This window comes from Magnetospirillum sp. (assembly GCA_027532905.1).
GTDB lineage: Bacteria > Pseudomonadota > Alphaproteobacteria > CACIAM-22H2 > CACIAM-22H2 > Tagaea.
In genome coordinates this window covers 638,918-661,399 of record JAPZUA010000002.1, presented here as the reverse complement: position 1 = coordinate 661,399, position 22,482 = coordinate 638,918, and the positions used below count along the sequence as shown (strand labels likewise).

Here is a 22,482-nt window from a genome sequence, read left to right as displayed (position 1 = left end):
ATGCTTGGATCGACACTCGCCGAGAAAATCGTCGCCAATGCCGCCGGGCAATCGCGTGTCGCCCCCGGCGACATCGTTACCTGCCGCGTCGATCTTGCGATGATGCACGATTCGGGCGGTCCGCGCCGCGTGAAGCCGATGCTCGAACGGCTCGGTGTGGGCGTGTGGGATCCGGCCAAGATCGTGCTCGTCTCTGACCATTACGTGCCGGCAGTCGACGGCGAAAGCGCCGCGATTCTCGATCTCACGCGCAAATGGGCGGCCGACAACGCGATCGCGAATTTCCACGACATGCAGGGCATCTGCCACGTGGTGCTGCCCGAGCGCGGCCATCTCAAGCCCGGCATGTTCTGCGTGGGCGGCGATTCGCATTCGCCCACGGGCGGCGCATTTGGCGCCTACATGTTCGGGATCGGTGCGACTGAAATGGCGGGCGTGCTCGCGACCGGCGAAATCTGGCTGCGCACGCCGCGCACGCACCGGATCGAGCTCGGCGGCCGCTTAGGTGCGGGGCTATGCGCCAAAGACGTGATGCTGCATCTGTGCCGCAAGATCGGTATGTCGACGATCCGCTACGACGCCATCGAATATGCCGGTACGGCGATCGCCGCTCTCGGCATGGAGGAGCGCATGGTGCTGTCCAACATGTCGGCCGAGCTGGGTGCCCAGACCGGTTTGATCGCGCCCGACGCAACGACGGCCGCGTTCCTGCGCAACGCAAACCCTTCCGCAGCCGATCCAGAAATTGCGCGCTGGCGGTCCGATGCGGATGCGTCGTATGAAGCGACCTGGCACGTGGATTGCGGCGCGTTGGCGCCGCAGATCGCCGCACCGCATTCGCCCGAGAATTCCGATGCGGCTGACCTGCATCGCGGCACCAAGATCGACCAGTGCTATATCGGGGCGTGCACGGGCGCCAAACTCTCCGACCTGCATATGGCCGCCAACATTCTCAAAGGCCGCAAAGTCGCGACTGGCACACGCCTGCTCGTCGCCCCCGCCTCGCAGCGCATGACGGCAGCGGCAGCCGCCGACGGCACACTCGCAATTCTGCTCGAAGCCGGCGCCATCCTGTTGCCGACCGGCTGCGGTGCGTGCGCGGGCTACGGTGCGGGCGTACTGGCGCAAGGCGAAGTCTGCCTCTCTTCCACGGCGCGCAATTTCAAAGGCCGCATGGGGCATCGCGAGTCCAAAGTCTATCTCGGATCGCCCTATGCTGTCGCAGCAGCGGCCGTCGCGGGCCACATCGTCGATCCGCGGGAGATGCTGGAATGAGCGGCAAAGCCTTCGTCTACGGCGATAATGTCGATACCGACATGCTTGCCCCCGGCCTCTACATGAAGTTCGGCATCGAGGACATTGCGCGCCATTGCCTCGAGGCGGTCGATCCGACTTTCGCCGCAACCGTACGCGCGGGCGACTTCGTGGTCGGCGGCGACAATTTCGGCATGGGCTCGTCGCGTGAACAAGCCCCGCAAGCTTTGCGACATCTGGGCGTCGCGGCGGTTATTGCGCGGTCGTTTGCGGGCTTGTTCTTCCGCAACGCCGTCAATCTCGGCTTGGCGCCGCTCGTGTGCGCCGATATCGACAAGATCGCAGCAGGCGACGAACTCGCCGTCGATGCCGCGCGCGGCACGATCCAGAACCGCACCACGGGCTTGGCTTTGCGATGCGAAGCGCTGCCCGCCCATTTGCTGGCGATGCTGAATGACGGCGGCCTCATTCCCCATCTCGAAAAGAAACTGAAGGCAGCAAGAAAATGAGCCTGCGTGCGCGCCTGCAAAAGCAGGAGATCCTGCTGGCCCCCGGCGTTTACGACGGGCTCACGACCCGTTTTGCGGAACAGGCTGGCTTCGAGGCCGCCTATCTCTCGGGCGCTTCAATCTGCTATAGCCGTTTCGGTCTGCCCGATATCGGCCTCGTGACGGCAACGGAAGCGGCCGACACGCTTGGCGCCATCCGCGAGCGCGCAACGATCCCGCTTATCGTCGATATCGATACGGGCTTCGGCAATGCGCTGAATGTCCAGCGCACTGTGCGGCTCTTCGAACGCAATGGTGCGAACGCGCTGCAGCTCGAAGACCAGATCTTCCCCAAGCGCTGCGGCCATCTGCGCGACAAGGGCGTGGTTGGGACCGGCGAAATGGTCGGCAAGATCAAGGCGGCGCTCGATGCACGCCGCTCGGCCGAAACGCTGATCGTGGCGCGTACAGACGCGATCGCAGTCGAAGGTTTTGCCGCAGCCCTCGACCGCGCCGAGGCCTATGTCGAAGCCGGGGCTGACGTGCTGTTCGTCGAGGCCCCGCCCGACCGCGCGGGCTTGGCGGAGGTCGCAAGCCGCTTCGGCAAGCGCCTACCGGTTCTTGCCAACATGGTCGAAGGCGGACGCACGCCGCTGCTGTCGGCAGTCGAGTTGCAAGCGCTCGGCTTTCGCATCGCGATCTTCCCCGGCGGTACTGCGCGTGCGGTCGCACATGCGCTCGAAAGCTATTTTGCAGGCCTCAAGCAAAACGGCACTACCGCCGGCATGGCCGACCGCATGTACGATTTCGTGCGCATCAATGCAGCACTGGGCACCGATGCGATGCTCACCAACGGCAAACGCTACGAAGCCAAGGACCCCAAATGACAATCGACGCCGTCACCCTCGCCGTCCTCAAAGGCCGTCTCGAGCAAATCGCCGACGAGATGGATGCAACCTTGTTCCGCACCGCCTTCAATCCGATCATCGCCGAGGCGCACGATGCCTCGCACGGGCTCTACGACGCCGAGAACGGCGACACGCTGGTCCAGGGGAAATCGGGATTGCCGATCTTCGTCGGCGTCATGGCGTTTGCCGTGCGCGCGGTCATCGCCAAGGTCAAGCGCGACGGCAGCTTGGCGGATGGCGACGTATTCTTGTTCAACGACCCCTACGACGGCGGCACGCATCTTTCGGACTTTAAGCTCGTGCGCCCCTATTTCCGCGACGGCCGGCTTTTCTGCTGGCTCGCCTCGGTCGGCCATTGGCACGATGTGGGCGGCAACGTGCCGGGCAACTACAATCCGGCGGCGACCGAAAGCTTCCAGGAGGGCATGCATATCCCGCCTGTGAAACTCGTTTCGGCTGGGCGCCTCAATGCCGACATTGTCGACATCCTCAAATGCAACAGCCGCCTGCCCTTGTCGCTGTACGGCGACATGTCGGGCCAGATCAACGCGCTCGATCTCGGCGTCAAGCGCATGGACACGTTACTCGACCAGTATGGCGGTGCCGTGATCGCCGAAACATTCGGCGAATTGCGCGCGCGCGCCGCCAAGCTTATGCGTGCCTGCATCGCCGAGTTGCCCGATGGCACCTATTCGGCCGAAGACTGGCTCGACAATGACGGCATTTCCGACGTGCCGCTCAGAATAGCACTCGACATCGTCAAGAAGGGCGAGACGATGTCGCTCGATTTCTCGCGCTCGTCGCCGCCTTGTGCGGGCCCCGTCAACATCGCGCGTTCGACTGCAATCGCGTCGTGCTACGTGGCGCTCAAGCACGTGTTCCGCGACGTGCCAGCGAATGCGGGTTGCCTCGAACCGATCTCGTTCACGATCCCCGAAGTCTCGCTGCTGTCCGCGCAAGCGCCCAAACCCGTTGGCGGCTACACCGAAACGATCTTGCGCGTGATCGACGTAGTGTTCCAGGCATTGGCCAAAGCGGCGCCGCTTGCCGTCAATGGCTGCGCCTACGGCACCATCAACGCGCTGTCGCTTGCAGGCCACCGACGCGACGGGCGGCGCTGGGTGATGTTCTCGTTCTTCGGCGGCGGCCTCGGCGGCAGTCCCGAGAGCGACGGGCTCAACCACGGCAACGCACCCATCTCGACGGCGACGATCCCGCCCGTCGAAATTCTCGAAGCGGCCTATCCGGTACTGTTCACGCAGTGGGCGCTGCGGCCCGACAGCGGCGGTGCCGGACGCCATCGCGGCGGGCTTGGTGCCGTCTACGAACTCGAATTGCTCGAAGAGCAAGCCGACGTGTTCTTGTTCGGCGAGCGCGGCCGCACGGCTCCGCCGGGAGTCGCGGGTGGCAAGGAAGCCGCGATGAATCGCTTCTCCTATCCAACCGCGACCGGCGGCACGGCGCAGCCGCCGATGGCATCGAAGATGACCGGCCTGCACATCGCCAAGGGTGACCGCCTGCGCCTCGAAACGCCGGGTGGGGGCGGCTACGGCCTCCCGAACGAACGCCCGGCCAACGCGATCGCCCGTGACGTGGCCCTTGGCTATGTGACACAAGCCGCCGCCAACCGCGACTATCCCGCACAGGCCAAGGACGCCGCCCAATGAAACCGAGTCTTGTCGTCGGCGTCGATGTCGGCGGAACCTTTACCGATCTGTTCTTCTTCGACGAAGCCACGGGCGTGGCACAAACGCGCAAGGTACCCTCGACGCGCGGCGACCAGTCGATCGGCTTCGTCGCCGGCATTAAATCCGGCGAAGCGGATTTCGCGCGAATTGCCGCCGTTGTGCACGGCACGACCGTCGGTACCAACGCGTTGCTGGAGCGCAAAGGCGCGCGCACCGGCGTGATCATGACGCGGGGCTTTCGCGATGTGCTGGAAATGCGCCGCCGCGACCGGCGCCAGACCTGGGGTCTGTGGGGCGAGTTCGTGCCGGCCATCCCGCGCGACCTGCGCCTTGAAGTTCCCGAACGCACATTGGCTGACGGCACAGTGCGCGAAGCGGTAGATCTGGGCGCCGTCGAGACAGCGGCACGCCAGCTGATCGCGGCCGGTGCCGAGGCTGTCGCGATCGTTTTCATCAACGCCTATGCCAACGACGCCAACGAACGCGCCGCCCTCGCGACGTTGCGTAAAGTTTGGCCGAACCCGTACGTGACCGCGTCGCACGAAATCCTGCCCGAAATCCGCGAGTTCGAACGCGCCTCAACGGCGTCGCTGAACGCCTATCTGCAGCCCGTTGTCGCTTCCTATCTGTCGCGGCTCGACAAGCGGCTTGTCGACGGCGGTGCAAAAGGCCAATTGCTGATCGTGCAGTCGAACGGCGGCGTCATGTCGGTCGAGACGGCCGCACGCCTGCCCGTGCGCACGGCTCTGTCGGGGCCTGCTGCGGGCGTGATTGCGGCTGCGCACATCGCCAAGAGTGCCGGCTTCGCCGACGTGCTGACGGGCGACATGGGCGGGACCTCTTTCGACGTCGCCCTCATCGCCGACGGCAAGGCGGCTCTTGCGGCACAGTCGACGATCGAATTCGGCATGGTCGTACGCACGCCGATGATCGAGATCACGACGATCGGTGCGGGCGGCGGATCGATCGCCTGGGTCGATCGCGGTGGCCTGCTGCAGATCGGCCCCGAAAGTGCGGGCTCCGATCCGGGCCCGGCCGCCTACGGCCTGGGTGCCACGCGCCCGACCGTAACCGACGCCAATGTCGTGATGGGCCGCATCAATGCCGCACGCCCCATCGGCGGCAAACTCACCTCCCTCGATATCGATGCCGCCAAACGCGCCATCGACCAGCATGTTGCCGTCCCACTCGGGCTTGCGACGTTGGCGGCGGCAGAAGCGATCGCGCGCGTGGCCAATAGCCGCATGGCGGGTGCTTTGCGCCTTGTATCGATCGAACGCGGCCACGATCCGCAGCGTTTTGCGCTCATGCCGTTCGGCGGTGCGGGTGCGTTGCATGCCGGCGCGCTGATGAAAGAAACAGGGCTTGGCGCCACGCTCGTGCCGCGCTTTCCCGGCGTTACGTCGGCCTTGGGCTGCGTAATTGCCGACATGCGCCACGATTTCGTGCGCACCGTGAACCGCCCGCTTGGCGCGCTCGATACGCAAGCTCTCGGCAAAGCAATCGCCGACTACGCGACAGAAGGCGAGCGCCTTGTGCGTGCCGCCGGCGTCGAGCTTGAAGCGATCGCGTGCGAAATGGAACTCGACATGAGCTATGTCGGCCAAACGCACACGCTGGCCGTCCCGCTCGACGATGCCAAGCCGGATGCGGCCGCCATTCGCGCGGCTTTCGAAAAAGCCTACAAGGCCGCCTTCGGGCGACTGCTCGAAGGCATCGAAATGCGCGTGCTGACGTTGCGCGTCGCGGTCGTGGGAAGGCGCCCGAAGATCGATCTTTCGCGTCTCGCCCCGCAAGGTGGCAGCGTTGCCGCCGCCAAGACAGGCACGCGGTCGGTTTGGTTCGACGGTGCATGGGCCGAAACCGCGATCTACGACCGGCTCGCACTGCCGGTCGATGCGCGCATCGAAGGTCCGGCCATTCTCGAACAGCCGGACGCAACGACCGTGATCGAGCCCGATCTGGCGGCGACAGTCGATCGTTTCGGCAATCTGATCGTGAGGCGGCGATGAGCGATCTTTCGACGACGGCCCTCCTTATCTGCGATCTGCAGAACGATTTTCTCGATACCAAAGGCGCCTACGGGCGTGCGGGGCAGACGAGTGCGGAGATCGCGGCTGTACCTGCGCGCGTCGCGGCAGTCGCCGCGCGCGTGCGCCAGCAAGGCGGCTGGATCGTCTCGACGCACTTTACGCTGGTCCCCGGCAAGGGCGGCGATCCCTTTATCTCGGCGCATCTTAAAAAGCTGCGGCCGTTTCTGGCAAAGGGCGACTTCGCGCCCGGCAGTTGGGGGCACGACCTTGTCGACGCGCTGAAGCCAGCCGACATCTCGGTCGAGAAAGTCGCCTATTCGGCATTCTACATGACGCGGCTTGAATGGGTGTTGCGCAAAGCCGGCATCGATACGCTGGCAATCTGCGGCATCGTGACCAATGGCGGCGTGGCGAGCACTTTGCGCGACGCGCATGTGCGCGATTTCAAGACCGTGCTGCTCGAAGACGGCTGTGCCGCCTTCGACGCCCGCGTCCACGCCACGGCCGTTGCGTCGTTGGGCGCCATCTCGCCCGTGATGCGCTGCGCCGACTTCGCATCGTTGCCATGAGCATCCGCAGCGCCGACGGTGTTTCGTTCGAAGCACTCATCCCGGTGCTGATCGTCGGTGCTGGGGCAGCCGGCCATGTTGCGGCACTTGCCTGCCGCGACGCGGGCATCGACTGCGCGATGCTCGAACGCGACCCGCAGCCGCAGGGCTCGACGGCCCTGTCGTCGGGCCTCGTACCGGCGGCCAACACGGCGATGCAGCGTGCCAAAGGCATCGCCGATACGCCCGCACTCTTTGCCGCCGACATCCAGCGCAAGGCTAAGGGCGAGGCAGATCCGTTGTTGGTGGCCCGCTTGACCGAAACGGTCGGCGCCACAGTCGACTGGCTTGCACGCCGCCATGCGATCCCGTTCGAACTCCTCGAAGGCTTTCTATATCCGGGCCACAGCGCCCTGCGCATGCACGGAACGCCCCGGCGTACTGGCGCCGAACTCATGGACAGCCTGGTCGCTGCCGCCGCAGCGGCCGGAGCGGAAACGCTGACGAACGCGCACGTCGTCGAACTTTATGCAGACAACGACGGACGCGTGCGCGGCGTGGGCCTCTTGCGGCCCGACGGCACGCAAGAGCGACTCAGGTGCGAAGCACTCGTGCTTGCCTGCAATGGCTTCGGCGGCAATTCCGAGATGGTCGCGCAGTTTCTGCCGGAGATGCGCGATGCGCTCTATTTTGGCCATACCGGCAATCGCGGCGATGCGGTGGCGTGGGGCCAGGCGCTGGGGGCCGCCACGCGGCATCTGGGCGCCTACCAAGGCCACGGGTCGGTCGCCGATCCGCACGGCATATTGATCAGCTGGGCCGTGATGATGGAAGGCGGCATCCAGGTCAATCGCAACGGCAACCGTTTCTCGAACGAGCATCACGGCTATTCCGAGCAATCGGTCGCAGTGCTCCAGCAGCCCGAGCGCGTTGCATTTTGTATCTACGACGGTCGCTGCCATGCGGCGGCGCTCCAGTTCGAAGAATATCGACAGGCAATCGCGCTCGGTGCGGTGCGCGAATTCCCCGATGCGCAAGCGCTTGCAGTCGCCTTCGGCCTGCCGCACGACAATCTCGCACACGCGATCGCACAGACGCATAACGCATCGCCCGATCCGTTCGGACGCGATTTTTCCGGCAAACAGCCGCTCTCCCCGCCATTCTGGGGCGTTCGCGTAACCGGTGCGCTGTTCCACACGCAAGGCGGGCTCGTGGTCGATGCCGACGCACGCGTCTGCCGTGCGGACGGTACGACACTGCCCAACCTTTTTGCCGCCGGCGGTGCGGCGTGCGGCGTCTCGGGTCCCGCCGTATGGGGCTATCTCTCCGGCAACGGCCTCTTGTCGGCCGTCGGGCTTGGGCGCATTGCGGGTGAAGCCGCCGCGCGCAGCGTCTCCGCCTAGAGCCCCCAGCCGGGATGCGGGCGCCACTGATAAGGCGCTTCGAGTGCGGCGACTTCGGCAGCATTGAGCGGCACCATGTCGCTGGCCGCTGCCGCATCGTCGAGCTGCTCGAGTTTGGTGGCCCCGATGATGGGTGCGGCCATCACCGGTTTCGACCACAGCCACAACAACGCGACTTGGGCAGGCTTGCAGCCGCGCGCGGCCGCGACTTTCTTGAGCGCATCAATGATCGCCCAATCGCAGTCGCGATAGAGCTCCTGTTTCGCACCCGCGTCGCTCTTGGCGCGCTCGGTCTCCCCGCCCCCACCTTTGACCCGGTTGGCGGCGAGGAATCCCCGCGCCAGCGGCGAATAGGGAATGAGCCCGAGCCCCGCTTCGAGGCACAGCACATTCATGTCGCGCTCTTCCTCGCGCTGGATGAGATTGTAGAGATTCTGCATCACGATCGGCCGGGCATAGCCGTAGCGGTCGGCAACCGCCAGCATCTGTGCGAGCCGAAATGCCGGCATCGTCGAAGCGCCGATATAGCGCACGCGGCCCGAGCGCACGAGAATGTCGAGCGTCTCCATGAATTCTTCGATCGGCGTGATGTCGTCGAGACGATGTATCTGGTAGACGTCCACGTAGTCGGTTTTGAGACGCTTCAACTGCGCGTCGATCGAGGCGAGGATGTGCTTGCGGCCGAGGCCGTGGCGGTTCGGCTTGTCGCCCATCTTGAGCCCGACCTTGGTCGAGATCACGATCTCCTCGCGCGGCACGAAGCCCATAAGCGTTTCGCCCATGATCGTCTCCGAGAGGCCCATATTGTAGGCGTCGGCCGTATCGAAGAAATTGATCCCGAGATCGAGGGCGCGGCGGAAAAACGGCACGCTGTCGTCGGCGTCGAACCCGGCCCATGCACGGCGGCCTTTGGCACCCCACGAATTGCCGCCGAGGCACACCTTGCTCACGATCAGGCCCGAGCGGCCCAAAGGATTGAATTTCATCGGATCGTTTCTCCAGTTTGGGGCGAAAACAAATCGGGCATCAGGGTCTGCGACTCAGCCGTGCGCCAGCAGGCAGCAAGGCTCGTATTCGCCCCGGCCTGTGCGAGTGAAGGTGCACTCGTACGGCAGCGATCTTCGACGATCGGGCAACGGCTTGCAAACCGGCAACCGGGCGGCGGGTCCATCGGGCTCGGCACGTCGCCCTGCAGGATGATGCGCGTGCGCCGCCGCTCGATTTCAGGATCGGGAACAGGGACCGCCGACAACAGCGCGCGCGTATAGGGATGGCGTGCGGCCCCGTAGACATCGGCCGTCTCGCCGATCTCAACCACCTGCCCCAGATACATCACCGCGACGCGGCTCGAGATGTGTTTGATCACGTTGAGGCTGTGCGCGATGAACAGATAGGCGAGCGACAGCCGCTCCTGCAGATCCTGCAGCAAATTGACGATCTGCGCTTGGATCGACACGTCGAGAGCCGACACCGGCTCGTCGCACACGATGAGATCGGGTTCGCACGCCAATGCGCGCGCGATGCCGATGCGCTGGCGCTGACCGCCCGAGAATTCGTGCGGATAGCGGCCGGCATGGCTGGGGCTCAAGCCGACAAGCGACAGCAATTCGCGCACGCGCTCACCCACAGCCGCACCCTGCCGCAACCCATAGAGCAGAATCGGTTCGGCCAGCACCTCGCCCACGCTCATGCGCGGATTGAGGCTCGCGTAAGGATCCTGGAAGATCAGCTGCACGCGACGGCGGAACGTGCGCATTGCCTCGCCTTCAAGCGTGGCAAGATCAGCGCCGTCGAACAGGATGCGCCCGCCGGTGGGCTGCTGCAGCCGCAAAATGGCGCGCCCAACCGTCGATTTGCCGCAGCCGGATTCGCCGACAAGGCCTAGCGTCTCGCCGCGCCGTATCTGCAGATCGACGCCGTCCACAGCCTGGACGGTGCCGACTTGACGCTCGAACACGATCCCGCGATAGACCGGGAAATGGACCTGCAACTTCTCGACCGAAACGAGCGGCTTCATCGCGCACCTCCCGATGCAAGCACCGGATCGAAATGGCACGCGGAGAGATGGTCGGGTGCGACGGTCCGCAAGGCCGGAACGGAACTGCGGCAGATATCCGCCGTCAAGCCGCAGCGCGGCGCAAAACGGCAACTCGTGGCAGCGCCGACTGAATCCGGCGGCGTACCAGTGATCGGCACGAGGCGTCGCTCCGACGGCCGGTCGAGGCGCGGCACCGAGCCGAGCAAGCCTGCCGTATAGGGCATGCGCGGATCGGCGAACACGTCGCGCGCGGACCCCGCCTCAACCACGCGCCCGCCATACATCACGCAGATGCGGTCCGCCATGCCGGCGACGACGCCCAGATCGTGCGTGATCATGATGACCGCCATGCCGAGCTCGCGCTGCAAATTGCGGATGATCTCGAGAATCTGGGCTTGGATCGTCACGTCGAGTGCGGTCGTGGGCTCGTCGGCGATCAAAAGCTTGGGCCGGCACGCGACCGCCATCGCGATCATCACGCGCTGGCGCATGCCGCCCGAGAAACGATGTGGATATTCGTCCAGCCGCCGCTCGGGCGACGGGATGCCGACGAGCTTCATGAGGTCGATCGCTTGGATGCGCGCCTGCCGCGCATCGAGCCCCAGATGGGTTTCCATCACTTCCGTCAATTGGCGGCCGACGGTCAGCACTGGATTGAGCGAACTCATTGGATCCTGGAAGATCATCGCGATCTCGCGCCCGCGGATCTTTCGCAGCTCCGCCGGGTTCAGCGCGAGCAGATCGCGCCCGGCGAAACGCACGCTGCCCGAGACAATTCGTCCCGGCGGCGACGGCACAAGACGCATCAAGGCAAGGGCGGTAACCGACTTGCCGGAGCCGGACTCGCCCACGATGCCGAGCGTCTGCCCAGCTTCGAGCGAGAAGGACACGTCTTCGACCGCATGCACGGTCTGCCCTTGCGAAGCGAAGCGAACCGTGAGGCCCGAAACTTCGAGTATGGCGCTCACAGCGCGTCCTCCAGGCGATGGCGCGCGTAGAATTCCGTAAGCACGACGCGTGCACCGGACGCTGCCGACTCAAGCCCGGCCCAGCACAGGGCGAGCGTGCGCAGATGATCGCGCCCGCCGCAGGGCGGCGGCGTTCCGGCGGCGACGGCTGCCGCGAACGCGGCCAGCAACGCCTTGCTGTCGTCCACGAACGGCACACATTGCGCAAGTGCTACCGGCGAAAGCGCTTCGTCGCGCGTGCGCGCGGTCGCAAGATCGTCAAACAATTCGCGCTGGACGATTACTCCATTGGCGCAATCCGTGCGCCACTGAAATTTGAGCGCGTCCCAGCCGCCGGTCCATGTCCCCAAATAGTCGACGGCCATGCCGTCTTCGAGCGTCAGCAGGCAGCTCACATTGGCGTCGTGCGCATACATGCTCCAGGCCGGGTTCCAGGTGCGGCATTGGATGCTCGCAACCTCACGCCCATAGGCAAAGCGGATCAGATCGAGATGGTGGATCGACTGTTCGAGCATCATCGGATGGCGCATCGTCAGCGGATAGCGGTTGAGCCCCGGCCGCATGCCGTCGCGATTGCGCTGGTAGATGAACTGCGCAAACCCGGGCTTGCCGAACGCTTCGCGTGCCACCAGATCGCGGATCGCTTGCGTGACCGCGAGATAGCGGAAATTGAGCCCGACGCTGAGCGTGCTGCCCGACCGCTCGGCTGCCCGTACGATGGCGGCGGCTTCCTCCATCGTGTCAGCGAGCGGCTTCTCGGCCAGAAGCGGCAGACCGGCCGCAAAAATTGCTTCGGCTTGGGCGAGACGATCGACGGGCGGCGTGACCAGCAGCACCGCCTGTGCCTTCGACCGAGCAAGCCCTTCGGCCAACGACGCGTAGGTCGGCACGCCCGGGAAGCGCGCTGCGAACGCATCGCGGCGTGCGGGATCCGTATCGACGGCCGCCACGAGATGCGCGGCCGCGTGCTGCGCGAGAATGGCAGCCCATTGGCCCCCGCGATTGCCGAGCCCGACGAGAAGAAAGCCGAGGCTCATCGCACACTCACGACGCGAACAGACGCTGCTTGGCCATGGCAATACGCTCGAACGCTTCGCCGATGCGGAGGGCCGGCTGCAGCAAGCTGATGCGAATATGGCTATCGCCCGGATCGCCGAACAAAGTGCCGGGGAATACGAGAACGCGCGCCTCGCGCAGCAACGCCTCGCAGAAGGCGCCAGCTTTCAGGCCCGTATGCGACACGTTCGTGTAGACGTAGAACGCCCCGCCCGGGTGACCGTAGGTGAAGCCGAGCGCATCGAGGGCCGCCATCGTTTGCGTGCGCCGCTCGCCATAGGCCCGCACCATCGCCTCGACAGGCTCTTGCGGGCCCTGCAACGCCGCAAGGGCGGCCCATTGCGAGGGCGTTGCCGCGTTGATCGACAGCGTGTGGCGCGCCTCGGTGATTCGGCGCACGAATTCGCGCGGGGCCGCGAGATAGCCCACGCGCCAGCCCGTCATCGCATGCGACTTCGAAAAACCATTAAGCGTGATCGTGCGCGCCTTCATGCCCGGCAGTGTCGCGATCGACAGATGCGTGGAGCCGGCGAAGATGATGCGCGCGTAGATTTCGTCGGCGATCACGACCACGTTGCGCCGCTCGGCGATTTCGGCGATCGCGCGCACGTTCTCGGGCGGCGTTACGGCACCGGTCGGATTGTTCGGCGAGATCAGAATGATTGCCTTCGTGCGCGGCGTGATGCGTCGCTCGATCTCTTCCGGGCGCAGCGCGTAGTCGCTGGCCTGCTCGGTCGGAATATCGACCACCACACCTCCGCACATTTCGACGGCCGAATCGTAGGACGTGAAGCGCGGCGACGGGATCAGCACCTCGTCGCCCGCATCGACGAGGGCCAGCATGCACAGCATGACGGCCTCTTGCGTGCCCGCGGTCACCACGATCTCGTCGACGCCGTAATCGAGACCGTACTGGCCATTCAGATGCGCGCCGATAACCTCGCGCAGTTGCGGCAAGCCGGTCGGGTGCGTGTAATGGTGCTCGTTTGCGTCGATCGCACGCTTGGCGGCTTCGACAATATGGGCGGGCGTGTGGAAGTCCGGATCGCCGCGCCCGAGCGCGATCACGTCGGGCAGTTTCGCGGCGATCTCGAGGAGCCGCGTGCGCACCGAAACGTCTTCTTCATGCATGCGCCCCGAAAGCGATGCCAGCAACCGCGTCATGCCGTCCCTCCGCCGAATCCAAGCTCGTCGAGGGCGCGCGCACCGCCGTCGAGATTGGAAAGATTCATGCCCGCGTAATTGGGCGAATAGACGATCCCCTCGCCGCCTGCGCGGAACGTCGCGTGCACGCTGCGATAAACGATGTCGGGCGTGCATACGGCCTGATGCGCCAGCGTGCGCGGCGCATCCACACCGATCCCCATATAGACCTTGGCCTTGCCGGCACAGCCGCGCACCGCATCTTCGCATTGGCCGAACACGTAGGTGTCGGGATCCATGCCGGCCGCGACGATCTCTTTCCACGGCGCCTCGCGCAAGCCCAAGAGCTTGTACATCGCGGGCACGAACTCGTCGGCTTCGAAGTCGCGCAACAGCGACGACGCGAAGAAACCCATTTCCTTGGCGAACACTTCGCCGGCCTGATGCTGATAGACGATGGGCTTCACCCAATCAGCATAGTCCGTCTGCTCCGCCCACGCCCATTGGGCTTTGCGGATCGGATTGAAATGGTTCCGGTTCCAGACATTGAGGCCGAAGGAAAGCTTCGGATTGCACCATTTGACGATGCCGTAGAGCTCGCGGTCGAGATCCTTCGAGCGTTCGAGCCAGAAGCGCTCCCACAGCAGCACTTCGGGATTGCGCAGCAACACGCGCAGAAACTCGACGAAGCTGCCGTCTACGAACGATGCTCCCGCGCGCGCCTCCTGGAAGAAGCGCCAGACCTCGCGGAACGCGAGCCGCACGCGCTCGACGTCGATGCCGCGTGCACCTGCTTCGCTGCGGCAATGCGGGCAGAAGCAGCCAGGTGCCTGACCCTGCATCATGCGGTCGAGCGGCGAATTGCGCTCGTTGCACCACATGATGCCGTCGATGTCGTAGCTGCGGCAGTGCTCTTCCACGATGCCGTGCCACCAGGCGCGATAGTCGGGGTTCGACGTGCACGGCTCGCCGCCGATGCGGCCCAGCACGTCGATCTCCATGCATTGCGCCATGCCGGGGATCTCGACGCTCGCCGCCGAGCCGTGGCCGGCATATTTGAACAGCGGCTCCATGAACTCGGGGATCACTTTCATGCCGCGCTTGCGCGCTTCCGGTATCACCATATCGAGCACGTCGCGGTCGCCGAACTCGGGATCGTGCGCGCGAAAATCGCCGATTGCGGTACGGCAATAGAATTCGGGACGCACGCGAATGTAGGAACCACCGCGCATCGTGTAAGGTGCCGGCACGCCGTGGTCGGGCCAGCCATCAAGCTCGGCGCTGATCCGCCGCCCGACCTTGAGGCCGAGCCACGACACCGTACCGATCATCAGTGCGTTGACGCGGGCACGACTCTGCAGCGTGTCGAGGCACCCTTCCACACCCTCGTCGACGAAGCTGATCGGGCTTATCTGGATGCCGACGAGCGGTTCAGCCATCGACGCGCATCCTCGGGTCGAGAGCCGCGCGCAGACCGTCGCCGACCAGATTGCAGGCGACGACGACGGTCAGGATCGCAAGGCCAGGAAAGGTCGAGATCCACCAGGCGCGCCGCAGCACGTCGCGCCCTTCGGCCGACATGAGGCCCCATTCGGGCGTCGGCGGCTGCGCGCCCAAGCCCAGGAACGATAGGCCCGAACCGATCAAGATGGCGTTGCCGACCTGCAACGTGGACAGCACCACGATCGGCGCGTAGCAATTGACGAGCACGTAGCGCAGCAGGATGCGGTACGTGGGATTGCCGACGACGCGCGCCGCCTCGACATAGGGGAGCGTCTTGACCGACAGCACGCTGCCGCGCACGAGGCGCGCATAAAGCGGCACCGTGCCGATCCCAACGGCGATCATCACGTTTTTGAGGCTGGGGCCAAGTGCGGCGATAATCACAAGGGCAAGCAGGATCGACGGAAACGCCAGCATCGCATCGGTGAGGCGCGACACGAGCGTATCGGTCCAGCCGCCGAAATAACCGGCCACGAGCCCCAACGCCACGCCGGGGATTGCACCGAGGCCGACGCTGATCAGTCCCAACTGCAGCGACACTTGCGAGCCCACCAGCACGCGGCTGAAAATGTCGCGCCCCAGAAGATCGGTGCCAAACCAGAATTCGGCCGAGGGCGGCTGGCGCGGCAGACCCAGCATTTCAGTCGGATCGTGCGCCACGATATGCACGCCGAGCAAGGCCACAATGCTCCAGGCAATCAGCACGAGCGCCCCGCCTACGGCGCCACGATTGCGCATGAAGCGCTGCCAGGCCCGCTTGCGCCCGGCGCGCAGGCGGGCCGCGTCTTCGGCTTCGGCGGCTGTTGCGGCACTGTTGCTCATGCGGCCCGCCCGTAGCGAATACGCGGATCGAGCCACGCATAGAGAATGTCGACGAACAGATTGACCAACAGATAGACGACCGCCAGGAACAAAGCACAGCCCTCCACCAGCGGATAATCCTTCGACAGGATGCCGCTGACGATGAGGCGCCCGATGCCGGGACGGCTGAACACCGTCTCGGTCACGACAGCACCGGCGAGTAGCCCGCCGAACTGCAGCCCGACCATCGTAACGACCGGGATGAGCGCGTTTTTGAGGCCGTGGCGCCACAGCACGATCGGTTCCGAGAGGCCCTTGGCGCGGCCGGTGCGGATATAGTCTTCCTGCAGCACCTCGATCATGCTCGAGCGCACGAGGCGCGAGATGAGACCCGCCGACGCAAAGCCGAGCGTGAAGGCCGGCAGCACCAGCGAGTTCCAGTCTTGCGCACCTGCCGCTGGAAACCAGCCGAGATTGAACGCGAACACGAGAATGAGTACGAGCCCCAGCCAGTAGATCGGCACCGAAGCGCCGACATAGGCGATGCCCATTGCGATCGTGTCGAAGATGCCGTTTACGCGCACGGCCGCAATCATTCCGAGTGGCACGCCGATCGCGAGCGCGCAGACAAGGCCGGCGACCGCGAGTTCCATCGTGTAGTAGAAGCGTTCGGCGATCAGCGCGCTGACCGGCGTGCGGAAGCGGATTGACTCGCCGAGGTCGCCGATCAAAGCGCCGGCCACAAAGCGCATGTACTGAACAACAAGCGGATCGTCGAGCCCCATTTCGGTGCGCAGCTCCGCGAGGCGTTCCGGCGTCACGGCACCGCCCTCCGCACCCTGCAGCATCAGCTCCGCTGGATCGCCCGGCAAGGTGTGCATCACCAGGAAGACGATCAACGAAATCAGAAACAGCACGGGCACGAGCTGCAGCAGCCGACTGACGATATAGCGGCTCATCGAGACCGATACGTCAAGATAGAGGTGGGCGGCAGCGCCGACATTGTGCGAAGGCGCCGCCGCCGACCATGCCTATCTCTGGATCCAGGTCGAATGCAGGAAGAACCAGTTGCCCTCCGAGCCCATGCGGAAATTTTGCACGCGCGGCGACATGGCGATGAACACGGGCTGGCTTAGCGTCGGGAAGACCAGCGCATTGTCCATGATGATCTTCTGGGCGTTGCGCGCCGCTTCGCATCGTGCGCCCTGGTCGGAGACCACGCGAAGCTGAGCGACCGTGCGGTCGAGTTCTTCGCCCTTGTAGCCGGTCCACGCCCAGCCGCCCGGCTGGTCCCAGCGCGAGTTCCACACCTGGTCGAGAATGACCGGATCGGGCGAGCGCTGGCGCAGGAACATCAGATCGAAGTCGCGGCGATTGACGCGGTCGAGCTGGATCGGGCCCGGCAGCAATTCGACCGCAAGATCCACGCCGACGCGACGCAGCTGCTGCTGCATCGCCTCGCCGATTTCGCGGTGATGGATCGTGCTCCAGCGCACGCGCAGCGGCGTGCCGTCGGCAACGCCGGGAACGCCACGCGCCTGGCGGATCGGCTGGCCCGGCACCGTACGCCAACCGGCCTCGTCGAGAAGCTGGCGCGCGCGATCGAGATTGGGCTGGTACATGGCCGAAGCGCCCGGCCAGAAGCAAGGATGCACGTTGTCGAGCGGCCCGTCCGACGGGATGTAAGTGCCGTCGTAGAGCAGTCGGTTAAGGGCAGCGGAATCGCGCGCAAACAGCAGCGCTTGGCGAACGCGAATGTCGCTGAGTGGCGGATTGCGGATATTCATAACCTGATGCAGCCCGGTGCCCGACTGTCCGCGCGACAGGAACACGAAGTTCGGCTTGTCCTTGTAGATGTCGCGCGCGTCGGGCGTCAGCGTGAAGCCGACGAGCGTGGTGCCGGCGCGCACGGCTTCGTTCAGCACGGCGTTTTCGCCGATGAAGCGGATCGTGACGCTATCGAGATAGGCCGGGCCCTGCTGGGCCGAAGCGCTGTTCCAGCCGCCGTAATCAGCCCAACGGCGGAACACCATGCGGTCGTTGGTGATCCATTCCGCCAAGGAGAACGGACCCGTGCCAACGAGGTTGCGCTGGAAGTCGGCGAGGCTGAAGCGCTGGGCTGCCGTCGGCGACCAGATCGGCGTGCGGCGCAGACCGTCGAGCAGCGTCACCCACGCTTGGTCATAGACGAAGCGCACGGTCATATCGTCGACGACTTCGACCGATTTGACGGGGCCGATTTCGCTGGCGAGTTGCTTGGAGGCCGTGCGCGGATCGACGATGCGTTCGACGTTGAACTTGACGGCGGCGGCGTTGAACGGCGTACCGTCCTGGAAGCGCACGCCCGGCCGCAGCTTGAACGTCCAGATCTTGCTGTCGGGCGAAAGCTCCCACGACAGCGCCAAGGCGGGCTTGTAGACCGCGTCGGCGTCGAGGATCACGAGCGGATCGGCGATGAAGGAGTTGAACAGCCATGTCGACTGGAACGGATCGATATGCCCGTCCAACGAGGCCGGTTCCTGGTTCGCCGGAAATGCGATGGTGAGGTTGCCGCCGGAGACCGGCGTTTGCGCAAATGCTGCCGAAGCTGCAAACAACGAAGCGAAGGCAAGCGCCTGAAGCTTCGCTGCGATATACCGAAAGGTCATGGGACGCCTCCTGTTTTATCTTCGAAGCTGTTGCCTACAATAAGGCAATCTCGCGACGGACGGTCAAGTCGTTTGTCATACATCTGTGGCATTCGCCGCGCCGTTGCACGGACGATTTGCGTCGGTCCTTGCGTTGCGAGTTTCATGCCATCGTTACGCATCGTTGGTCGTCTTTCCTGTTTGCAATTGCCGCCGACACACTAAGGCGTGGGCAAAGCCAGCGCTGCTGCAACCATCGCAGGACCGTAGTCGCGGTTGGCGGCTGCAAGCGACACTTTCTGCTGACGCAGATCGGCCGCAAGCAGATCGAGTGGCCGTTCGGACGGCGGGCCGAACCCGCCGCCGCCGAGCGTTTCGACGCGCACGGTTTCCCCTGCCCCGACCGAAAGGCCGGATGCCTTCGAATGCAGCACTTCTTCGCGATCCGTGCCCGGATTTCGCACGATGCGCGTGACACTCGAGGGCAGGCCGCCGAACATGCCGGGTGCCGAAACGATATGCGCGTCCGAGCGCACCGACAGCGTCGAGCCGTCGTTGAGGATGCGGATCTGTCGCGCCATGCCGAGCCCGCCCCGATGCCGCCCCGCCCCGCCGGAATCCGGCACGAAACAGTATTCGTCGAGCAGCAGCGGGTATTCGAGTTCGAGCGCTTCGACCGGCAGATTGGTCGAGTTGACCGTGTGCACATGCACAGCGTCCATTCCGTCGCGGTCCTGGAAGGCGCCAATGCCCCCGCCCATGCTCTCGGGATAGACGTAGGTCGTTTTACGCCGCGGATGCCAACCTGAGACCGAAGAGGCGGACGTCGAATCGTTGCTCGACGCCATAGCGCGCTCGATCGGCAAGGCTTGGAACAAGGCGCCGAAAACGGCCCCGCACAGGCGGTTCGACGTGACGGCGCGCGCCGCCACGGCCGCAGGCGGGCGCGGATTGACGATGCTGCCTGCGGGCGCCTCGATGCGGATCGGATCGATCGCCCCTTGATTGGGCATGAGGCCGGGATCGAGCACGGCTTTGACGCAGTAGTAGACCGATGCCTTCAAGGCACTGTCCGGCAGATTGATGGCCCCGCGCGCCTCCGGTCCCGAGCCCGCAAAATCGAAGGTCAGCGTTTCGCCGCGAATGCGCGCCGTGCACACGATCGGCACTTGCGGCCCCGGGAAACCGTCGTCGTCCATCGCGCGCTCGAAGCGATAGTCGCCGTCGGGCAAGGCCGCGATGCGGTTTTTAAGGCGCTGGCTCGTGTAGAGCAGCACGTCTTCAATGGCTTGGGCGACCGCGTCCCAGCCCATGCGGTCGCACAGCTGCAACAGCATGGCGCCTGCGCGCACGTTCGTGCCGATCTGCGTTCGCAAATCGAGGCGACGTTCTTCGGGGTCGCGCGTGTTGGAGGCGATGAGTTCGATGAGGTCTTCGTCGATGGTGCCGCCGCGCGCAATGCGGATGACCGGCAGCCGAATGCCCTCCTCGAAAATCGTGCGCGACGTGCCCGAAGTCGAACCCGGATTGCGGCCGCCGACATCGGCATGGTGCGCGATGTTGCCCGCGAAAAAGCGCACGCGCCCGCCGATATGGACGGGCGTGATGATCGAAATATCGGGCAAATGGCTGCCGCCCGCCAGATACGGATCGTTACAGATGAACGCGTCGCCGGGCGCGAGATCTTCAAGCTTGTAGCGTTTGAGGATCGTCTCGACGGCGCCCATCATGGCGCCGAGATGGATCGGAATGTGCTCGGCCTGGGCGATCAAGCGCCCGTTGGCGTCGATGATCGCAGTCGAGCAGTCGCGCCGCTCTTTGATGTTCGTCGAGAAGGACGAGCGGATCAGGATCGAGCCCATGTCTTCGGCGATCGCGAGCACGCGATTGGAAAACACTTCCATCTGGATCGGGTCGGCGATGCGCTTGGTCATGGTGCAACCTGCAGAACGATGTTTCCCCAAAGATCGACGCGCGCGGTCTGGCCGGACAGGATGAGCGTAGTCGCACTCATCTCGTTCACGATCGCAGGCCCCATGATGTCCATGCCGATCGGCAGCTTCTCGCGGCTGTAGACCGGCGCTTCCTGCCAGCCGTGGCGCGCATCGATATAGACCTTTCGGGCCCCGATCGTGGCGGCGGCAAGCGTGGTGCCGCCCGCAACCTTGGCCTGCGGCGCTTTGGGCACTTCGCCGATCGCCTGGATGCGAGCCGACACGAACTCGATTTCGCGACCTGGGATCGAATAGCCGTAGGCAAGCAGATGTGCTGCGTGGAACCGTTCGACAAGCGTGTGGAGCGCGTGGGCGCCCAAGCCGTCGCAGCCGACTTTCACTTCGAAATTCTGGCCGCGATAGCGCGCGTCGAGCACGCGTTTGAAGCGCCGCCGCGGCTCAGCGATGGCCTCGCGTGCAAGCCACGCATTGCCTTCCGCGATCATCGCGTCGAAAAGGGCCAGCACCGCGCGCCAGTTTTCGGGGCTCGCGTCGCAGAAATGGCTGCGCACATAGTCAGACGACAGATCGGTCAGCAGCATGCCGCGCGCGCACAGCGTGCCCGGCTCGCGCGGAATGAGGGCGCGCGGAATGCCGCATTCGACCGCCACTTCGGCCGCATGCAGAGGCCCGGCCCCGCCGAACGCGCATAAAGCAAACTCCGACAGATCGTAGCCCTTCTCGATCGAGACAGAGCGGATGGCACGGCTCATATTGGCGTTGGCGATCTGCACGATGCCATGGGCCGCAGCTTCGATCGACAGACCAAGCGGCTTGGCGATCGTGTCGTGGATCGCGCGCTTGGCGGCGTCGAGATTGATCGTCATGCGTCCGCCGAGCAAGCTCGTTGCGTCAAGACGGCCCAAGCACAGATTGGCGTCCGTAATCGTCGGCGCCGTCCCGCCGCGCCCATAGGCGACCGGCCCCGGATCGGCACCGGCGGATTCAGGCCCCACTTTCATCGCACCCGCATCGTCGATGCGCGCGATCGAACCGCCGCCCGCCCCGATCACATGGATGTCGATCATCGGCGTTTTCACGGGATAGCCCGCGACGAGCCGATTGGCCGTGTAGCTCGGATTGGAATCGCGGATCAGCGACACGTCGGTCGACGTACCACCGACGTCGAACGTAATCAGATCGGGGAAGCCAGAAACACGGCCGATTTCGGCGGCCCCTACCACACCCGCCGCAGGCCCCGAAACGCACGAGCGCACCGGGCAGGCGCGCACGGTTTCGATCGACATGAGGCCGCCGTTCGAATGGATCGTATAAGGCTGCACGTCGATGCCCACGCTGCGCACGCGCGCTTGGAAGCGTTCGAGATAATTGCCCATACGTGGGCCCACAAACGCGTTTACGACCGTCGTCGAAACGCGCTCGAACTCGCGGAACTCCGGCAGAATCTCGCTCGAGACGCTGACATAAGCCTCCGGCATCAGCTTCTCGACCGCGCGCTTGGCAGCCTGCTCGTGGTCGGCGCGCCGATAGCTGTGCAAAAAGCAGATCGCGACACTCTCGACCTTGGCCGCGCGCAACGCTTCGACGGACTCGGTCAGCGACTTTTCGTCGAGCGGTGTGAGCACCGTGCCGTCGGGGCCAACGCGCTCGGTCACTTCCACGCGCCGTTCGCGCGGCACGAGGACCGGCGGCTTCTGTATGCGATAATCGTAGATCGACGGCCGCGCCTGGCGGCCGAGCTCGAGCACGTCGCGAAAGCCGTGCGTGGTCAAAAGGCCCGTGCGCGCGCCGCGCCGCTCGATCACGATGTTCGTAGCGACCGTCGTGCCGTGCCCCAAATAGCCGATCGCGGCCGGATCGATCGAAAACGTCGCGATGATCTGCCGCAGCCCGTCTTCGATCGCCTGCGAAGGATCCTTGGGCGTCGAGGGCACTTTGAAAAAGCGAATGGCGTCGTTTCGCTCGTCCAGAATCGTGAAGTCCGTAAAGGTCCCGCCAACGTCAACGCCAATTCGAAACATCGTGTCTTGCTCCAGTCCAGGTGCGCACATGCAATATCAAATGACGTT

18 protein-coding genes are annotated in these 22,482 nt (G+C 64.8%); 7 read left to right on the top strand and 11 right to left on the bottom strand.

All coding sequences use genetic code 11. The features are described from left to right. The 7 genes from O9320_11135 to O9320_11105 are packed head-to-tail and all read left to right on the top strand — an operon-like array spanning position 1 to position 8,322. A complete protein-coding gene (locus O9320_11135) occupies positions 1-1,275 on the top strand; it encodes a 3-isopropylmalate dehydratase large subunit (GenBank protein MCZ8311402.1) in 1,275 nt (424 codons plus the stop codon). Further along, complete coding sequence (locus O9320_11130; protein MCZ8311401.1) at positions 1,272-1,763, top strand: 3-isopropylmalate dehydratase; 492 nt, start codon at positions 1,272-1,274, stop codon at positions 1,761-1,763. The genes O9320_11135 and O9320_11130 overlap by 4 nt, the downstream gene beginning before the upstream one ends. After that, positions 1,760-2,629 (top strand): isocitrate lyase/phosphoenolpyruvate mutase family protein, encoded by an 870-nt coding sequence (locus O9320_11125; GenBank protein MCZ8311400.1) that lies wholly within the window; start codon positions 1,760-1,762, stop codon positions 2,627-2,629. The genes O9320_11130 and O9320_11125 overlap by 4 nt, the downstream gene beginning before the upstream one ends. Beyond that, a complete protein-coding gene (locus O9320_11120; GenBank protein MCZ8311399.1) occupies positions 2,626-4,317 on the top strand; it encodes a hydantoinase B/oxoprolinase family protein in 1,692 nt (563 codons plus the stop codon). Before O9320_11125 ends, O9320_11120 begins: the two co-directional genes overlap by 4 nt. Beyond that, positions 4,314-6,350 carry a hydantoinase/oxoprolinase family protein gene (locus O9320_11115; protein MCZ8311398.1) on the top strand — a complete coding sequence of 679 codons (2,037 nt, stop codon included), beginning with the start codon at positions 4,314-4,316 and terminating at the stop codon, positions 6,348-6,350. The genes O9320_11120 and O9320_11115 overlap by 4 nt, the downstream gene beginning before the upstream one ends. After that, a complete protein-coding gene (locus O9320_11110) occupies positions 6,347-6,940 on the top strand; it encodes a cysteine hydrolase (protein ID MCZ8311397.1) in 594 nt (197 codons plus the stop codon). The genes O9320_11115 and O9320_11110 overlap by 4 nt, the downstream gene beginning before the upstream one ends. Then, positions 6,937-8,322, top strand: coding sequence for an FAD-dependent oxidoreductase (locus tag O9320_11105; GenBank protein ID MCZ8311396.1), 1,386 nt, complete (start codon positions 6,937-6,939; stop codon positions 8,320-8,322). The genes O9320_11110 and O9320_11105 overlap by 4 nt, the downstream gene beginning before the upstream one ends. Here the strand turns inward: O9320_11105 and O9320_11100 are convergent. From O9320_11100 to O9320_11050, 11 genes are all read right to left on the bottom strand, one after another. Continuing rightward, positions 8,319-9,308, bottom strand: a complete 990-nt coding sequence (locus O9320_11100) for an aldo/keto reductase (GenBank protein MCZ8311395.1) — start codon at positions 9,306-9,308, stop codon at positions 8,319-8,321. The genes O9320_11105 and O9320_11100 overlap by 4 nt on opposite strands. Continuing rightward, positions 9,305-10,339: an ATP-binding cassette domain-containing protein gene (locus O9320_11095; GenBank protein MCZ8311394.1), complete on the bottom strand. Its 1,035-nt coding sequence runs from the start codon at positions 10,337-10,339 to the stop codon at positions 9,305-9,307. Before O9320_11095 ends, O9320_11100 begins: the two co-directional genes overlap by 4 nt. Further along, on the bottom strand, positions 10,336-11,328 hold the full coding sequence (locus tag O9320_11090; protein MCZ8311393.1) for an ABC transporter ATP-binding protein: 993 nt from the start codon (positions 11,326-11,328) through the stop codon (positions 10,336-10,338). The genes O9320_11095 and O9320_11090 overlap by 4 nt, the downstream gene beginning before the upstream one ends. Further along, a complete protein-coding gene (locus O9320_11085) occupies positions 11,325-12,365 on the bottom strand; it encodes a Gfo/Idh/MocA family oxidoreductase (protein MCZ8311392.1) in 1,041 nt (346 codons plus the stop codon). Before O9320_11085 ends, O9320_11090 begins: the two co-directional genes overlap by 4 nt. Before the next feature lie 7 nt (positions 12,366-12,372). Beyond that, positions 12,373-13,548, bottom strand: a complete 1,176-nt coding sequence (locus tag O9320_11080; GenBank protein MCZ8311391.1) for a pyridoxal phosphate-dependent aminotransferase — start codon at positions 13,546-13,548, stop codon at positions 12,373-12,375. Beyond that, complete coding sequence (locus O9320_11075; protein MCZ8311390.1) at positions 13,545-14,966, bottom strand: hypothetical protein; 1,422 nt, start codon at positions 14,964-14,966, stop codon at positions 13,545-13,547. Before O9320_11075 ends, O9320_11080 begins: the two co-directional genes overlap by 4 nt. Further along, positions 14,959-15,852: an ABC transporter permease gene (locus tag O9320_11070; protein MCZ8311389.1), complete on the bottom strand. Its 894-nt coding sequence runs from the start codon at positions 15,850-15,852 to the stop codon at positions 14,959-14,961. Before O9320_11070 ends, O9320_11075 begins: the two co-directional genes overlap by 8 nt. Continuing rightward, positions 15,849-16,790 (bottom strand): ABC transporter permease, encoded by a 942-nt coding sequence (locus tag O9320_11065; GenBank protein MCZ8311388.1) that lies wholly within the window; start codon positions 16,788-16,790, stop codon positions 15,849-15,851. Before O9320_11065 ends, O9320_11070 begins: the two co-directional genes overlap by 4 nt. A 72-nt stretch (positions 16,791-16,862) precedes the next feature. Then, positions 16,863-18,479, bottom strand: a complete 1,617-nt coding sequence (locus O9320_11060; protein ID MCZ8311387.1) for an ABC transporter substrate-binding protein — start codon at positions 18,477-18,479, stop codon at positions 16,863-16,865. A gap of 200 nt (positions 18,480-18,679) precedes the next feature. After that, positions 18,680-20,392 carry a hydantoinase B/oxoprolinase family protein gene (locus O9320_11055; GenBank protein MCZ8311386.1) on the bottom strand — a complete coding sequence of 571 codons (1,713 nt, stop codon included), beginning with the start codon at positions 20,390-20,392 and terminating at the stop codon, positions 18,680-18,682. Then, positions 20,389-22,434: a hydantoinase/oxoprolinase family protein gene (locus tag O9320_11050; protein ID MCZ8311385.1), complete on the bottom strand. Its 2,046-nt coding sequence runs from the start codon at positions 22,432-22,434 to the stop codon at positions 20,389-20,391. The genes O9320_11055 and O9320_11050 overlap by 4 nt, the downstream gene beginning before the upstream one ends. Positions 22,435-22,482: the final 48 nt, after the last annotated feature.

What these genes read in the sequence shown, in the direction of transcription:
- O9320_11105 (MCZ8311396.1), top strand. Translation starts at nt 6,937, where the DNA reads ATGAGCATCCGCAGCGCCGACGGTGTTTCGTTCGAAGCACTCATCCCG.
- O9320_11085 (MCZ8311392.1), bottom strand. Translation starts at nt 12,365, where the DNA reads ATGAGCCTCGGCTTTCTTCTCGTCGGGCTCGGCAATCGCGGGGGCCAA.
- O9320_11110 (MCZ8311397.1), top strand. Translation starts at nt 6,347, where the DNA reads ATGAGCGATCTTTCGACGACGGCCCTCCTTATCTGCGATCTGCAGAAC.
- O9320_11135 (MCZ8311402.1), top strand. Translation starts at nt 1, where the DNA reads ATGCTTGGATCGACACTCGCCGAGAAAATCGTCGCCAATGCCGCCGGG.
- O9320_11070 (MCZ8311389.1), bottom strand. Translation starts at nt 15,852, where the DNA reads ATGAGCAACAGTGCCGCAACAGCCGCCGAAGCCGAAGACGCGGCCCGC.
- O9320_11100 (MCZ8311395.1), bottom strand. Translation starts at nt 9,308, where the DNA reads ATGAAATTCAATCCTTTGGGCCGCTCGGGCCTGATCGTGAGCAAGGTG.
- O9320_11060 (MCZ8311387.1), bottom strand. Translation starts at nt 18,479, where the DNA reads ATGACCTTTCGGTATATCGCAGCGAAGCTTCAGGCGCTTGCCTTCGCT.
- O9320_11065 (MCZ8311388.1), bottom strand. Translation starts at nt 16,790, where the DNA reads ATGAGCCGCTATATCGTCAGTCGGCTGCTGCAGCTCGTGCCCGTGCTG.
- O9320_11115 (MCZ8311398.1), top strand. Translation starts at nt 4,314, where the DNA reads ATGAAACCGAGTCTTGTCGTCGGCGTCGATGTCGGCGGAACCTTTACC.
- O9320_11095 (MCZ8311394.1), bottom strand. Translation starts at nt 10,339, where the DNA reads ATGAAGCCGCTCGTTTCGGTCGAGAAGTTGCAGGTCCATTTCCCGGTC.
- O9320_11130 (MCZ8311401.1), top strand. Translation starts at nt 1,272, where the DNA reads ATGAGCGGCAAAGCCTTCGTCTACGGCGATAATGTCGATACCGACATG.
- O9320_11120 (MCZ8311399.1), top strand. Translation starts at nt 2,626, where the DNA reads ATGACAATCGACGCCGTCACCCTCGCCGTCCTCAAAGGCCGTCTCGAG.
- O9320_11055 (MCZ8311386.1), bottom strand. Translation starts at nt 20,392, where the DNA reads ATGACCAAGCGCATCGCCGACCCGATCCAGATGGAAGTGTTTTCCAAT.
- O9320_11050 (MCZ8311385.1), bottom strand. Translation starts at nt 22,434, where the DNA reads ATGTTTCGAATTGGCGTTGACGTTGGCGGGACCTTTACGGACTTCACG.
- O9320_11080 (MCZ8311391.1), bottom strand. Translation starts at nt 13,548, where the DNA reads ATGACGCGGTTGCTGGCATCGCTTTCGGGGCGCATGCATGAAGAAGAC.
- O9320_11075 (MCZ8311390.1), bottom strand. Translation starts at nt 14,966, where the DNA reads ATGGCTGAACCGCTCGTCGGCATCCAGATAAGCCCGATCAGCTTCGTC.
- O9320_11125 (MCZ8311400.1), top strand. Translation starts at nt 1,760, where the DNA reads ATGAGCCTGCGTGCGCGCCTGCAAAAGCAGGAGATCCTGCTGGCCCCC.